The sequence below is a fragment of the Candidatus Neomarinimicrobiota bacterium genome (genome assembly GCA_022567655.1).
GTDB lineage: Bacteria > Fidelibacterota > SORT01 > SORT01 > SORT01 > JADFGO01.
Genome location: JADFGO010000050.1, coordinates 1 through 16,192 on the forward strand (window position 1 = coordinate 1; position 16,192 = coordinate 16,192).

10 protein-coding genes are annotated in these 16,192 nt (G+C 45.6%); all 10 read left to right on the forward strand.

Translation table 11 applies throughout. The annotated features are described in order from the left end of the window. A partial coding sequence (locus IID12_06390) for a DUF3326 domain-containing protein (protein ID MCH8288717.1) occupies positions 1-483 on the forward strand: 483 nt, incomplete at its 5' end. A 589-nt stretch (positions 484-1,072) separates the two neighbouring features. Continuing rightward, a complete protein-coding gene (locus IID12_06395; GenBank protein MCH8288718.1) occupies positions 1,073-3,133 on the forward strand; it encodes a patatin-like phospholipase family protein in 2,061 nt (686 codons plus the stop codon). Positions 3,134-3,543: 410 nt separating this feature from the next. Further along, positions 3,544-5,616: a tetratricopeptide repeat protein gene (locus IID12_06400; GenBank protein MCH8288719.1), complete on the forward strand. Its 2,073-nt coding sequence runs from the start codon at positions 3,544-3,546 to the stop codon at positions 5,614-5,616. Between the two features lie 6 nt (positions 5,617-5,622). Then, positions 5,623-5,808, forward strand: a complete 186-nt coding sequence (locus IID12_06405; GenBank protein MCH8288720.1) for a hypothetical protein — start codon at positions 5,623-5,625, stop codon at positions 5,806-5,808. Between the two features lie 410 nt (positions 5,809-6,218). Beyond that, positions 6,219-9,194: a TonB-dependent receptor gene (locus tag IID12_06410; protein MCH8288721.1), complete on the forward strand. Its 2,976-nt coding sequence runs from the start codon at positions 6,219-6,221 to the stop codon at positions 9,192-9,194. A gap of 70 nt (positions 9,195-9,264) precedes the next feature. Then, positions 9,265-12,339, forward strand: coding sequence for a hypothetical protein (locus IID12_06415; protein MCH8288722.1), 3,075 nt, complete (start codon positions 9,265-9,267; stop codon positions 12,337-12,339). After that, positions 12,243-12,608 (forward strand): T9SS type A sorting domain-containing protein, encoded by a 366-nt coding sequence (locus IID12_06420; protein MCH8288723.1) that lies wholly within the window; start codon positions 12,243-12,245, stop codon positions 12,606-12,608. Before IID12_06415 ends, IID12_06420 begins: the two co-directional genes overlap by 97 nt. A 59-nt stretch (positions 12,609-12,667) precedes the next feature. After that, the gene (locus IID12_06425) at positions 12,668-13,705 is read left to right on the forward strand and encodes a PorV/PorQ family protein (GenBank protein ID MCH8288724.1); all 1,038 of its coding nucleotides are present in this window, start codon (positions 12,668-12,670) and stop codon (positions 13,703-13,705) included. 129 nt (positions 13,706-13,834) lie between these two features. Further along, positions 13,835-14,827, forward strand: coding sequence for a DUF1028 domain-containing protein (locus IID12_06430; GenBank protein ID MCH8288725.1), 993 nt, complete (start codon positions 13,835-13,837; stop codon positions 14,825-14,827). A 133-nt stretch (positions 14,828-14,960) separates the two neighbouring features. Then, the coding region (locus tag IID12_06435) for a TonB-dependent receptor plug domain-containing protein (protein ID MCH8288726.1) at positions 14,961-16,192 on the forward strand (1,232 nt) is incomplete at its 3' end.

Sequence of the window (16,192 nt, forward strand, 5' to 3'; positions counted from 1 at the left end):
GTAGCAAACATGGAGCCCGGTATTGTTGATCCCCGCATGGCAGCCGAAACTATCTCTGTAACTTTTCTCCAGAGTGTGCTGAAAGGATTAAAGAAGAGCCCGCGAATTGTTACCGATAAAGAAGCCATGAACAAGAATGGAGTGATGACCGCTTCAGATATATCATGCTTAGTAATACCTGATGGTTGTGTCGGTTTACCTACTTTAGCAGCCTTAGAACAAGGTATAAAAGTCATAGCAGTCAAAGAGAACAAGAACATCATGAAGAATGATCTTTCAAAACTACCCTGGGCGTCAGATCAATTCTACATGGCTGAAAACTACTGGGAAGTATCAGGGATCTTGAATTCCATAAAAGGTGGCATAGATCCAAAAACCGTCAGAAGACCTTTAGCGTCTGTCGAGATTCATGCAAAGGGAACAGAAATTTCATCATCTATAAAATCCTTAGTGGGTAAGAAGATAGAAGAACCCAGCTCGTAATCGGACGGTTCCCGGCTAAGCCGGGATAAACTCCTGTGGAGCAGTCCAGCAGGGCCCACTTCTATTAATCCTGTATGAACCCTTTCCCTTCCCAACAGAGTATTTTCAGCATATCTAAGTCAAACTGAATTACAAAATAATTGTAAATAATTATATTGATTTTAATAATCTCTTTTATTATACTATATTTTAGCGATTTATTTAGGCGACTCTAAAACTAAATTTATTGTTCTTAACTTTATTTTGTATCACGGTTGACGGTGAACATTCACTGTTGGCCGAACAGTCATCGAATCCGGCTCTAAGGGGATCGGTTGATTGATTTGCTTCATATAGATTTACAAAGGCATAATAGCGGGCGGAGAAGGGCGTCCCTCAAAATCCGATGGAACAATCGTTATAGAGTATATAACATTTAATATGCTAAACTGCCGGAAAAGTTACGTGGCGCTATAATTCCATCATTAAACTCAGTGATTACGATTCGAATTGTTACGAGCAGATAGCAGTCACTAAATAATTAATTGAAAATAAGCCCTGAGATATTGTCATTCTTCAGTAAATTCATCAGTAAAATTTTGGAGGTAAAATGACCGATTCCTACAGTGATTTTCCTGAGTATACTAAACAATTTGATGACGTATCGGCCGCAGAGTCCGAATACATAATGAATAGAAGAAAAAATATAGGATTGAAAGATGAAGATCTGAAAAAATTCGGAGAAAAGGTCAACGAGCTTAGAAATAAAGAGACAGAAAAAGAATGGAAATTCAACGGCGGTATGGTTGGACTTGCACTGTCCGGCGGTGGTATACGTTCAGCAACATTTAACCTGGGTGTACTACAATCTCTTGCAAGGAAGAAGATTCTTCGCTTTTGTGATCTTCTCTCCACAGTTTCCGGTGGTGGTTACATCGGATCTTGCTTAAGCTCTTTGCTCGACGACCCAAAAGCTTCAGTAGAATACGCAAAATTCCCATTTCGATTTCAGCGTGAGGTCGAAAATGATGAGCGCAAAGAAGTTAAATATTTGAGACAGCATAGTAATTATCTCGTACCGGATAGAAAGTTATTTAGTTTAGATGTCTGGCGATTTATCGGTTTGTATATTTCAGGGTTGGCTCTCACAAATTTAACAACGGTCTCATCAACAATATTTCTGGCTTACTTCATATATCGTGTCAGTCATTCGATAGCTGAGCCTCACGAATTCGCAATATGGATCCTCTGGAGTTCGTTAGGTGCAGTTACTTTAATGATTATTATACGTTGGTTTGCGGCGCTTCGTAATCTGATGTACAAAGGTAGACGAATAAGGGGCTATCTGCAGGGAGCGTTTGCTCTCATAGCAGCGTTACTGGCTGTTTTTGGGAGTTTTATTTTACTGGCTATCTATCTACCGCAATTAGAAGGAAAGACATCTATGGTTATAAGTAACCTATTAAACGGTGCGACGATAACATCTGTTATAGGACTGTTATTTGGGATATTGCGGAGTGAAAGCGAAAAGGTCCAAAAACTATCGAAATTCTTTTTTCGAATCAGTTGGGTTGCCATGTTACCGATAGTTTTGGCTCAGATAGTGCGATATATATGGAATACGGATGCGTTCAACAAAGAAATCGGCGGTTTTCCTATCATAATCCTACTTGCCATTTTCTTATTAATATTAAGTTTTTTTACAAATACCAACCGAATCTCCATGCATCATTTTTATAGAGACCGATTGAGTGAAACATATATAATCAAACGAAAAGGCTCAGGGCAGAGTGAAAAAATAGGATCGAATGAGTCGCTTACGTTAAACAGATTACATTCGTACGATAATGGTGCACCCTATCAGCTCATCAATACAACTCTCAATGTTCCCGACTCAAAAAACAGGTACTTAAGGGGTCGCGGTGTAGACTATTTCGTTTTTTCAAAATATTATTGCGGTGCAGAGTCAACCGGATACTGTAGAACAGACAAATATGAAGCCGGTGAGACTCGGCTGGCTACAGCGATGGCTATATCAGGAGCGGCAGCAAGTCCACAAATGGGCACATCTACAAGCCCAATTCTAACTTTTATAATGACTCTTTTGAACGTACGCTTAAATCGTTGGATGCCGAATCCAAATCCGACCCATAGAACTGAACCCAAATTTTGGCCATATTATTTTATCATAGAATTATTAGGAAAAGGTAATGAAAAAGATAGGTTGCTTAACCTATCTGATGGGGGCCATATTGAAAATTTAGGTATTTACGAACTAATCAAGCGGCGCTGTGAAGTAATTATTGCTTCTGATGCAACTGCTGATCCTCAATTTAATTTCGGTGATCTGGCTAATCTTATTCGCAAGGTTCGTATTGATTTCGGTGTTAAAATCGATATAGATTTAAGCGAACTGCGCCAAAACAAGGATTCGAAAAATACGTCAAAACAGTTTGCTGTGGCGACAATCGATTATCCGGATAGTCCCGATGGGATACTGATTTATATAAAATCGTCCATCACAGGAGAAGAATCGGAAGACTTGCTTGCTTATAGGCGCAAACACAACACTTTCCCGGACGAAAGTACTGCGGACCAATTCTTTGATGAAGCTCAGTTTGAATCCTACCGGGAGCTAGGATACATAATTGGAAAGGAATTGTTTCCTTAGAAAGTAAATTTCGTGGATGATGACTTATGTAACTTTTTTTAAAGGGAATGAACATCGAGGGCAGAAGTACGGTACCTGGACCGGTAATTTAGATTCGAATTGATACTTTTTCACGGTTCGCCTCTCCCGCCAACGGCGGTGGCCCTAGCCGCAGAAAAACTACACACCCCGTCCCGAAGCATCGGGTACCCCCTCCGGTTTCTGCTCCATAAGTCACTAAGGACTCCTTTGGAGAGATCCTCCGGCTCGGGAAAATCCTTTCATCTTGCTTATACTAAAGCAAGTTTGTATATTATGCCGAGAATATCGAATGCATATTCTAATACATTATTGTTATCATATTATATGGTGCCGAACTGAATAACACAGAATCTCCGAAAAGAAAACTCTCTGCCATAATGTTTACGGATATGACAGGTTACACGTCACTGATGCAGAAGGATGAGGAAAAGGCGCGGGAGCTGATCGAGCGACAAAGAGAAACAGTAACTCCGCTGGTCAATAAATATGGGGGTAAAGTTCTTCAATATATGGGAGACGGCACATTTTGTTCTTTCGAGAGCGCCATAGAAAGCGTGAATTGCGCGATCGATATTCAGAAAGCTCTTATAGATCAAGAACAGATAAGTCTTCGAATCGGTATTCATGTAGGCGACGTGGTATTGAAAGGTGAGGAGGTTTACGGAGATGGCGTGAACGTGGCGTCGAGGCTCGAACCGTTAGCAGAACCCGGAGGCATTTGCATCTCCGGGAGGGTATATGACGACATTAGGAATCAACGTAATATCGAGGCGGTCTTCCTCGGCGAAAAAGACCTGAAAAACGTAGATAGACCGATAAAAGTTTATGCTTTGAAGGGGGAAGCTCTCTCGACTCCGCAAACAGAATCAATACCCGAATCTCAAACTCACACTGAAAGAATAAACCGACGGCGGTTAAGCGTAATTGGATCGGTTCTGATAACGATTCTGATCGGATCAGTAGTTTTATATTTAAATATGAATAAAATGAGTCCTGACTCCGGCGTAAAAATGCTCGTGGTTTTACCTTTTGAAAATTTGGGACCGGCTGAAAATGAATATTTCGCCGACGGAATGACTGATGAGATAACAAGCCGATTAGCTTCTATTAGCGGATTAGGGGTGATCTCAAGAACGAGCGCTATGCAATACAAAAATCATACAAAGAGTGCTGAGCAAATCGGTAGAGAACTTGGCGCACAATATATACTTGAAGGTACGATACGCTATCAATCAGTTGGAGATAATAAAAACCGGGTACGAATTACTCCTCAGCTTATAAGAGTGTCAGATGATACGCATCTATGGGCTACTACTTATGATGGATTTATGGAAGAAATATTCGAGCTTCAGACTAACATCGCGGAAAAAGTGGCAGCAGCTATGGATATCACGCTGCTTGAGCCGGAACGGCGTGAACTTAAGAGAGAACACACAAAAAATCTTGAAGCATACGATTATTACCTAAGGGGAAATGACTACTTCAATCGTGGAACGGAAGGAAAAAACCTTACAGAAGCGACCAATTGGTATAGAAAAGCAGTGGAATTGGATCCAACCTTTGCATTGGCATATGCAAGGCTTTCATTGGCTTATACAAATCTCTATTGGTATGGGGGTGCAAAAAAAGAACATCAAATGCAGGCTGAGAAAGCTGTTCTGGAAGCGTTCCGTTTAAGCCCCAATTTAACTGAGGCTCACCTCGCGTACGGAGAATTCCAAAATAAGGTTCACGAGGATTACGACGAAGCGTTAGAACATTTCACCATTGCTCTTAAGAAGCAGCCTAATAATGCAGATGTTTATGCCGCGGTAGCTCTTGTTCAAAAGCGGCAGGGCGACTGGGAGGAATCGATAAAGAATTACAAACGGGCAACAATGCTCGACCCGCTCTCTCCGATTAAAGCGCTTGAAACCGGACAAGTGTACCTGTACATGCGTGACTATTTGGAGGCTGAAAAGTACATTGGGCGCGCCAGAACTCTTAATCCTTATTCTTCTGATAATTATACATACGAAGCATGGCTCTATCTGCTTTCGGACGGCAATAAAGAGCGGGCAGAGAGAGTAGTCCGCAGTGCAGGAACAGTCGATCTTAACAAGATAATGGCGGGAGCAAAATCACTTCTCTGGGGGATGGGTTTATGGAGATTTGACCTTTTGAATGAAGAATATGACGAATCGGTAAACGCTCTTACTCCCGGTTCATTCGCCAATGACAGATTGACTTATTTGCTCTCGAAAGCCCAATTGTATGCGCTTATGGATGATGAGAAATTCCAATATTCATATTATGATTCGGCTCGCATGCTGTTGGAGGAGCAGGTCAAAAACAGTCCGAAGGTTTTCAAATTATATTCGATGTTAGGGTTTGTATGCGCTAACCTCGGGTTAAGAGAACAAGCCATCGAAGCCGGACTCAAGGCAGTGGAGATAATGCCCATTTCACTGTGCCATTACTGAGGACCGTTGACGGTCATGGTCATGGCTCAGATTTATACGATTTTGGGGGAGTACGAATCCGCTCTTGACAGGATCGAGATTCTCCTTTCCATACCGGCGCCTATTTCAGTGTCATGGCTTAAACTTGATCCGATATTTTCTCCACTGCATGAAATCCCGCGGTTCAGGAAATTATTAGAGGCTGGTGGATAGACAGAATCTGACCGTGCAGACAAACAATATATTTGTCTTTTCAATTTTACAACCTCCCTTTGTGAAGAAATTTTGTTTAATCGGAAGAATATAAGCATTATATATATAAGGATACCGGAAGGAACTGATTTGCCGATCTATTCGACATAGATAAAAATGAAAAGTTAAATAAGTTAAATTTTTTACTTGACAAATATAAATCAGATGTATAGTTTCACACCATAGCACACTTTTAATACGATAAAAAACAAATTGTACGCTGGGTACTGTTACGAGATGTAAAGTACAAGAGGTGGTTATACCAAATTGGAAGGGAGTAGGTAGGAAAGATTTTTACTATAGCAATCAAATCAAATTTAATAAAGCCAGCAATGGTTAACGCAGAAAAGTAGGGAGAACTACTAATGAGCATGAAAAGGTTAGTTGTGTTTGTCGTTTTAGTATTAGTCCCATCAGTTGTATTTGCAGGTATAGATGGTAAGATAGCGGGAACGGTTACCGATGCAGAAACCAACAACCCTCTGGCAGGAACGAATGTCATAATTGTTGGAACTCAAATGGGTGCTTCAACGGATGCGGAAGGAAAATATATCATTCTAAATGTGCCGATAGGCACGTATGAAATTCGGGCTACATTCATAGGGTATGCGAGTGTCACGGTTGAGAACGTGAAAGTTAACAGTGACCTTACGACGAATTTAGACTTTGAAATGCCGACTACTGATGTGGCGGGCGAAGCCGTAGTGATCGTCGCGGAGGAGCCTCTTGTGAACCTGACAGCTACCAGCGTAGTTAGATCAGTGCCGGCTGAGTTGCTTAAGAACTTAGCGACACGGAGTGGCCTTACTTTCATGGGTTTACAGGCTGGTGTCGTCATTCATAACCGCGCGGTCTTTATACGCGGCGGACGCTCTGATGAAACGGGATATCAAATCGAAGGCGTTACCTCAGGCGCGGCTGTGGGTTCGACTGGTGGGGCTAACGTAACCACAATCCCGGAAGCTCTCGCAGAGGTAAAGATTCTTGTGGGCGGTTTCAGCGCGGATGTCGGCGGGGGAGCCGCCGGAATCGTGCAGCAGACTTTTAGGACGGGTACCTCCTCGATGCACGGTTCAATTGCGTTTGAGACGGACGGTCCCGCTGAAAGCTTTGGTGAAACATTCTCTTATGGATACAACGATCTAACCGCCACGCTCTCGGGACCATTAGGCGGACTGAAATATTTCGTAGCTTATCGGAAGACTCAGCAGGATGATAATACCCCGCAGTTCTTTAAAGGGTTTGATTTCGGTTACCTGCAGGATACAGGCGTTGACGGCGGAACCAAAGGTGATTCGGCTGATGTAAAATGGGAAGGCGGCAAGGTTCCCGGACGCTCTCATGAACATTGGATCCTGAACGGGAACCTGCAGTATGACCTGAATCCCCTGGTCTTGAGGTTTAGCGGCGCTTTCTCAACACATGAGCGCAGATTAAGCAGCTCCCCTATACGGGACATCTTCAACCTGGATAGGCTCGCCCAGAGGGATGACGAGAACAGCCTTTACAACTTAAAGGCAAGCTACTTCCTCTCGGATAAAACGGTAATCAACGCCAACATAAGCCGCTCAACAATAGACCAATTCACCTATGACCCTAATTTTATAGCTGACGGCAAATTCGACATGGCGAAGCAACTTGACTCCGGGGACAGTCTCGCGGTAGCCAATGCCAACTCCGAATGGATAGGGGCCTATCCCTCAAGGTATGTTAACCCCAGTCCGTATAACTTCGCCGGCTTCAGATTTGACAGACCGGGACAGTTGCAGACTGGATACTTCAAGAGGGAGCAAACCTACACAGATATAAGCGCAGGAATAATAACTCAATACGGGAGCCATGAGATCAGGGCGGGCGCTTCTTTAAGGTCAGGTGAAATTCGTCAATTCGGACTTGGCGGTGGGCTCACCATCAGTTTAAACTCTCAAATCGGCGTTGACCCGACGCTTAGGGACGAGCTGATTAACGGGACAGACAGGGCGCGCCTTGCAATCAGGCGAGGCTCAGGCGGAGGATATGGATATGATGAGTTCGGCAATGAGGTGAATGAGGGACCCGATGACGCAAAACGTCCCGTATTCACTGCGTTCTACGTGAACGATAAGATAGAATTCAACGATATAATCGTTAACGTCGGCGTAAGGGTTGATAATTTCGACCTCGACACGTGGCACTTGGCGGATTCAGCGGACCCCAATTATGACAAGACGAATTCAATTCTCAACCTGAGTGAGAAGGCAAAGTCTACTACCGAGGTTCAGCCGAGATTCGGACTGGCATTCCCGATAAGTGAGAGGATGGTCTTTCACCTCCAGTACGGAAAATTCGCTTCTTTCCCCGATTTAATTAATGCGTACAAGGGAAGGCCGGCAATGGCATTCGCTTTGGGCGGAGCCGTCTTCATCCCCAACCCGGTAGGATTCGATTTAGAGCCGATTGTCTCAACGCAGTATGAGATAGGTTTCAATTATCAATTCACCGACGAAGCCTCTTTTGATCTTACCGCCTACTATAAAACCACCGAAGGTCAGTTGACGATAGATCGGTATAAAATCAACCCCGGACAGGATGGAGGAGATTACAACGTATTTGTAAACGGTGACTTCAACGTAACGAGGGGTTTTGAGTTTACGCTGCGCACGAGGAGGGTAGGACGCATTCAGACGCTTATCAATTACACGCTCGGCTTTGCGAAGGGGACCAATTCGTTCCCGAACTCACGGCTCTCTTCGACGGAGCGGGACATACGTCCGCCGAAATACATCACACCGTTGAGGTTTGAACAGCGGCACCGGGGTTCAATTATCTTCGATTACCGGTTTGCCGGCGACGACGAGGGACCCGGCGGGCTATTCGCTAACAGCGGTGTCAATGCGTTGATTAACTTCAACAGCGGGCATACATTCACACTCGCGACGGGTTCCGGGGCACAGCGGCGTGCCGAGAGCGGCGCTCTTATAAATGACGCGGACCCCCGCTCGAGGGTACCGAGTGAACCGATCGGCGGTTCCACCACGCCATGGACCTTCACCACCGATCTGAAGCTGGATAAGGGTTTCAGGCTCGGCAATCTCAACGCAGGTGTTTACGTCTTTATTTCAAATGTTTTCAACAGGCGAAACGTCCTGAACGTTTACAACAGGACAGGGGATGCCTATGATGACGGCTTCCTGACGAATCCTGAACTAAGCGAGAAGATTGTTGCAGCATTAGAAGAAGAATATGTTCCTCTTTACAGGGCTATTAATCTCGAAAACCGCCAACACTGGATTGATGACCGTGGGCTGGCTCGCGATCTGTTCGATACGCCCCGGCAGATTCGGATAGGCGTGAAGCTGGATTTTTAACTTTATATAAGTTATGGAAAAGGAAAAAACGTTAATTTAACATAGAATAATTTTACAGGAGAAAGAAATTATGCGGCTAAGGGCAATAGTTCTCTTCTCAGCAGTCTTCACGCTGCTGTTTACAAGCTTCGCTTTTGCAAAGGATAAAAGCGAGAACCCCCGAACACGCGGTCCCGTGCGGCTGACGAAATATGCCGATGCGACCGGACCGACTGAAACGGTTCTCAACATCAACAGCCTTGAGTCATGGGTGGCTACGAACGGATTCTTCGACGCGATAGTTGGCGGCGGTTGGAACGGATCGTATCCCAGGGGTACCCAGGTAGGTGTGATATTCAGGGAAGGTATCGTGTGGGGCGTCAAGGTGACCGATGACGAAGTTTTGAGAGTTCGTGTGGGCGGCAGTTCACAGTCGAACGGTCTTAACGGAGGCAAGGCTGTGGGGTATGTGGCTAATCCGTACAGCGCTCCCACCGGTTGGGAGGACCCGTCACCGTCAGCCCAGCAGGTCTGGAGAGTGCGGACTGATTGGGAGACGGCGGACCTCAAGATTGACGCCGCAAGCTTTAACCTGACAGCGGCGGGGAGTGTCACTGAAACCGAAATCGCGGCTATCAAAGCTCAATATTCTCATGACTGGGATCATTGGCCCGCAGCTGCCGGAGCGCCGTTTGAAGACGTTGATGGTAACGGTTCATACGATCCTGCCGTCGATGTTCCGGGTTTCCCGGGCGCATCGCAGACACTGTGGTTCGTTTCGAACGACCTTGACGGCGACGTTAACGCCGTATTTGCCGGCTCTCCGTCTATCGGAATCGAGATGCAGATGACGCTCTGGGCGTATGATTTTCCGCAAACGTCTCCGCTTGGGAATATGAGTTTCAAGAGGGTTCGGTTGATATATACGGGACGGATTAACGGACCATCTGACGCCAGGATAGACACTATGTATGTGACTCAGTGGGCGGACCCCGACCTTGGTGATTTCGGCGATGATTTCGTGGGAACGGACGTCGAGACTTCTTTAGGATATATTTATAACGCAAATACCAGGGACAATGTTTACTTTGGTGATTTGGGAATTGCCGTTCCCGCCGCCGGTTACGACTTCCTTCAGGGACCGATAAATGCCGACGGAGACACGCTCGGAATGTCTTCATTTACTTTCTTCGGGGCTGGTGGGGATATAAGCGATCCTGACAGGGGAATATATTCCGGAACGCTCCAGTGGTTTAACCTGATGGAAGGGTTTTTACCGCGTCCCGAGTATCCGGAGCAGGAGCTTCTACTTGACCCCATAACAGGCGAAACCACAAAATTCTGGGTTAACGGTGATCCTGTTGCAGGTACCGGGTGGGTCGACGGAATTATTTTGCCCCCCGGAGACAGGCGTTTGTTGTTGACCACCGGACCGTTCGAAATGGCTTTAGGAGATACACAGGATATTGTTATCGCTTTTGTTGCGGGTATAGGGCTGGACAACATATCGTCGATAACCGTAATGAGATTCCATGACTCTTTCGCGCAGTTTGCTTTTGACCAAAAATTTGATCTTCCCAGCCCTCCGTCGGCGCCATCAGTGACGAGTGCCGAACTTGACAAAAGGATAGTTCTCAACTGGGGAGATGATTTGGCAGCGATAGCGGCGACCGAAGAGACCGTGGTCTCGGGTTTTGTCTTCGAGGGTTACAATGTCTATCAGCTGCCGACCACTGCATCATCACTGGCGGACGGGAAAAGGGTGGCTACCTTTGACGTCAGAAACCTCATTCAGACGATTTTCGATCCGGGCGTTGACCCTGTATCTGGCTTTGTAATCAGCCAGGCGAAACAATTCGGCACCAACTCCGGCATTCAGAGATTCTTCTCTACAGATCAGGATAAAATCAGGAACAGGCCTATGTCGAACGGCGTTACGTATGTTTTCGCCGTGACGGCTTACAGTTTCCTGGCAGATAACGTAGGTAAGCCGTTCAAGACGCTTGAGTCGAGCCCTGTCCTATTCGCGGTGACTCCACAGGAACCGGCGCCCGGAACTGCCTATGAGTCGACTTATGGCAAGCTGGTAGAAATAACTCATGCCAGTGGTGTAAGCGACGGGATTATTCGAGCAACGGTTATTGATCCGACGAAGACGACCGGTCACGCTTATGAAGTCACGTTCGCCGAAGATACTGACACTGAGTCCGCGACATTCGGCGAAATAGTATGGACTCTTGTTGATAAAACTTCCGGGCAGACATTGCTCTCCAATCAGCCACAAAGTCCAGATATTGATGCAGATTTGACGATGCTCGTAATCGATGGTCTGCATATCCAGGTGCAGGGACCTCCCTTCGAGTTTCTCGGCGGGGGTGGCGGAATTATAGAAATTGCCAACCCAGCGGGAGACCCTTGCGGGCCTGATGCTTCATCGACAGGAGGCTGTGATGCATATGGTGGTAACACGGTGTGGCACAGCGGCAATTCCACCGGGGACTACTATGTAAGCGCAACCGGCAGTGGTGCTATTAGCCGCATGGAGCGGTATGCTACATTTGCAGTACCGCGCGACTTTGAGCTCCGGTTTACGGACACCGGAGGCTGGGGTGTGTGGGCTTTCGAGGATGACAAAATTGGCACAGTGCCGTTTGAACTGTGGGATATCGGCATCGCCACACCGGACGATGCTTCAGACGATGTGCGGATGGTTCCTTTCCTCCTCTCAAATGATGGGACAGCTGATGCATGGGGTTATGCAACCGGCGTGGACGGGACTTTTGGTTTCCCAACTTCTGATGCGTTTTACTGGATGGACCCTGAAGGAACCGATGGTTATGATAAATTCGCAGCAATTTGCGCAGGCCTTGGTGCAGGTGGATCTTATCCATGGGACACAGATGGTAGCATAGACGGCTACTGGGCAGATTTCCACGGCGGCTTTGTATATCCAATAGGACGTACACAAATAGCAGATCTCGCACAAGATGGAACGCCGCCGCCCACGGGAACGGTAATAAGATTCCTTACAACTAAGACGATTGCCATTGTTGATGTTTACAACTTTACATCCCCTGCTGTCACGACAGGAGACGCAGTGTCGACGGAGCGGATGTTGATAAGATCAACGTATATCCCAACCCTTACTACGGTTTCCATGAATTAGAACCGAGCCGTTATGATAAGTTTATATCCTTTAATCATTTGCCAACGAACGCTACCCTGCGAATCTTTAACCTCGGCGGACAGATGGTGCGGATCATAAATAAAACTGAGGCCACCGGTCAGTTCGTAAAATGGGATTTACTGAACCAGAACGGATTCCCGGTTGCAAGTGGAATTTACATTGTCCACATTGAGATGCCGGACCTTGGGGCGACCAAGATCCTCAAGTTAGCGCTGGTGCAGGAAGAGCAGATATTGAGAAATTACTAAGGGACGGTTCAAGAACATAAAAACGTTTAGAGGACTTTTGCATAAAGAAGGAGCAGAAAATGACAGTTAGAAAGATTTCCATCTGTGTAGTATTATTGCTGATGATAGTGCCATCGTTTACGCAAGCGCAGGAAGCCCGCAACGGGTCTGTGGCGGCATCCTATCTACTCATCCCTCAGGGTGTGCGTTACCTGTCGGGGGGCGGAGCAGTGGCGAACGTGAACGGCGTTGAATCGGTCTTCTGGAATCCGGCGGGTCTTGTTTGGACAGAAAAGTCGATTAATGCGATGTTTTCGCGGAGAAGCTATATCGCCGATATCAGTATAAACTTCGCAGGAGCCAGTATAGATTGGGAAGGATTTGGCACTATTGCTATTTCTTTGCGCAGCTTTGACATCGGTCAAATTCCTGTTACAACCGTCTTCAGCCCCGACGGAACCGGTGAATTATATGAACCCAACATTTTCGTCTTAGGAACTACTTATTCGAAGAAGCTCACCGACAGGACGAGCGTAGGGCTCACTCTTAATTACTTCAGTGAAAGCTTTACCGGCGCTACAGCCTCCGCCGCCGCTTTTGACGTAGGGCTACAGTATACTTCATTCCTCAATGTATCGAATCTTTCTATCGGAGTCGTTCTGAAGAATTTCGGGACGCCTATGAGGTATGGAGGTTCGAAACTCTGGAGGCAAGCAGAAGCTATTGATGGAGATAGAATAATAACATGGTATAAGGTCGAAGCAGCCGAATTTGACCTCCCCTCGATCATTGATTTAGCAACCAATTACCGGATAGATGTGGGAGAATCAAATTCAATTGATATCGGCGTGACTTTCCAGAGCAACCAATCAGCTCAGGACGAGTACAAGTTGATGGCGACATATACGTTGGGTGATCTGCTGGCTGTGAGAGGATCATATCTCACTTCCATAAAGGGAGAGGAAGAAGTGCTTGAGAACATTTTCGCCTCTTTCTCTGTCGGCGGCACGTTAAACCTGCAAGCCATCTCGGGAGTTGACCTCAGTATCGACTACGGTTACATCGATACCGATTTCTTCGATGCGAACCAGGTATTTTCATTGAGATTTGGATTTTAAAGAGAAAACGCGAGATCTTAAAAGCCCTGCCGATAGGCGGGGCTTTTTTCTTTAAGTTAAGAAAGCATTAACCTGTTAGCTCGAACTCATCAGTACTTATTGCGCATTGAATATTAAATAGGGAGAATAATGATGAAAAATCTTCTAATAGTCAGTTTGACTGCTTTAATAACAATAAGTTCGGTAGATGCCCAAAAACTACATTCAATCGACGGGAATGCAAATACTTACTCGATCGTCGCGTATGATAGAAAAAACAACCAGATGGGCGTAGCCGTACAATCGCACTATTTTGGTGTCGGCTCTATCGTTACCTGGGCGGAACCGGGAGTTGGAGCGGTTGCAACCCAATCAATCGTCGATGTGAGTTATGGACCTCTCGGGTTAAACCTGATGAGGGCGGGTAAAAGCGCAGAACAAACTCTCAGGGGTCTTTTAGCATCTGATCACACACCGGAAGTGAGGCAAGTCGCCATGGTGGACGCAAAGGGTATAATTTCAGCACATACGGGCGATAAATGCATAGCGGAAGCAGGACACCGGATAGGCAAGAATTACTCCGTCCAGGCTAATATAATGCTTAAAAACACCGTATGGGATGCGATGGGGAGAGCATTTGAAACGACTGAAGGGGAGTTAGTGGATCGGCTGCTCTCAGCTCTTAATGCAGCTCAAAAAGAAGGCGGGGACCTGAGAGGAAAACAATCAGCGGCAATAATGATCGTAGCTATTGATCCGGTCGGTAATATATACCTGGATCGTCCGTATGACCTGAGGGTCGAAGACGACAAAAATCCTCTTAAAGAACTTGGAAGGCTGATTGAAATTGCGAAGGCGTACAATCACGTGAGCAGGGGGGATGATCACGCTGCGGAAGAAAATTTTGATGAGGCGCTGAAGGAATATCAAATAGGTATGCAAATGCAGCCCGAAAACGTGGAGTTAAGATTTTGGTATGCGACAACCCTCGTGATGGTCGGGAAGGTAAAACAATCGCTGCCTGTTTTTAAATGGGTGTTTGAAAGAGAGCCGATCTGGAAAGAACTTGTACCCCGCTTAGTGCTGAGCGGATTTTTGCCGGACGATAAAAAGATAATAAAAAAAATATTGAAAGAAGGATAGGTTATAATTCAAATAAACTGCAGCGCGTAACCGGATTATTTGGAACTATATTTCGGAGCGAGAGTATTTAATTAAAATTATAATCAGCGTGATGGTCTGTTATGTCCCATGGAAATTAAGATGAATCAATTTAATGAATAAGAATAAATTCAATTTTATACTCATCGTAATTTTGCTAATTCCCGCAGTTCACCTCTACGCGCAGGGAATTGAGGAATATTACGGGACGGTAAAAGACTCGAAAACGAATAAAACAATTTCAAACGTAAACGTCTTCATAAAGGATTCCAATATAGGCACGACTACCGGTTCTTCAGGAGGTTTTGTTCTTCATGTCGACAACCCGGACGCCCGAATGGTTATTGTCTTCCGGCATGTAGGCTATGATCTGCTCGAAATTTCCGTTGATGATATTGATATCCCTTTAGACATATTCTTAACGCCGAGAATTATCCCCTTATCGGAATTCAAGGTAAAAGGAAAAAGGATTACCGCCGAATATCAAAAGGATCTTCCTCTTTCAATCTCGGTTATAGAATCTCAGGTATTCGAGTTACGCGGATTTGACGATGTCGGCGATCTTTTGAGAAACGAGCAAAGTGTACAGGTTGAAGATGAATTGAGCGGCAGGAAAACCATTTCCCTGAGAGGAGGAAACGCGGACGAGACGATAGTGCTCTATAACGGCATCAAGTTGAACAGCCTCTATAATAACATTGCGGATATTTCTCTTATTGATTTGCAGGACATCTCGAGAATCGAGGTAATCAGGGGTAGCAATACGGTGATTTACGGGTCGGATGCCATTGCAGGCGTAGTGAATCTTGTCCCCAGACTCGGCGAAGGAAACCACATAAGATTTAAACAGAAAATAGGGAGTTATGATACCGGACAGTGGACCCTCAACCTCAACGGGAACGCGGGCAATTTTTCAGGGTTTTTAAGCGCAAGGCAGAGTGCATCGCGCAGACTTTTTTCGGGAGAAGCAGCACTGAATCCCGAACTGAAAAATCAATCCTCACATTATACGACTAACGTAAAGTATCGTTTGGGCAGTAACGATGATGGTGAGGATGCTATCTTTGCAACTGCAATGATAACGGCTCGGGATTACGAGAACGATAGAGACGAGGAATTATTATCTAACGACGAGCAGCTTTATTCAACCCGTTTTATCGGGGATTTACCGGGATTATCGGATATCGAATTGAAAACGTATATAAAATATTTTGAGCAGACCCATGAGGTGAAAAGTAGTATAGGAACTTTAAGACGTGAATTAAAGGAGGACTCATTCAATCTCGGAATAGAAAAGCTATTAAATTTGGGCAACATAGAGCAGCGAATTGTATACCAATTTGAGCG

Coding starts and splice junctions, on each gene's coding strand:
- IID12_06395 (MCH8288718.1), top strand. CDS start 1,073: ATGACCGATTCCTACAGTGATTTTCCTGAGTATACTAAACAATTTGAT.
- IID12_06400 (MCH8288719.1), top strand. CDS start 3,544: ATGACAGGTTACACGTCACTGATGCAGAAGGATGAGGAAAAGGCGCGG.
- IID12_06410 (MCH8288721.1), top strand. CDS start 6,219: ATGAAAAGGTTAGTTGTGTTTGTCGTTTTAGTATTAGTCCCATCAGTT.
- IID12_06415 (MCH8288722.1), top strand. CDS start 9,265: ATGCGGCTAAGGGCAATAGTTCTCTTCTCAGCAGTCTTCACGCTGCTG.
- IID12_06425 (MCH8288724.1), top strand. CDS start 12,668: ATGACAGTTAGAAAGATTTCCATCTGTGTAGTATTATTGCTGATGATA.
- IID12_06430 (MCH8288725.1), top strand. CDS start 13,835: ATGATGAAAAATCTTCTAATAGTCAGTTTGACTGCTTTAATAACAATA.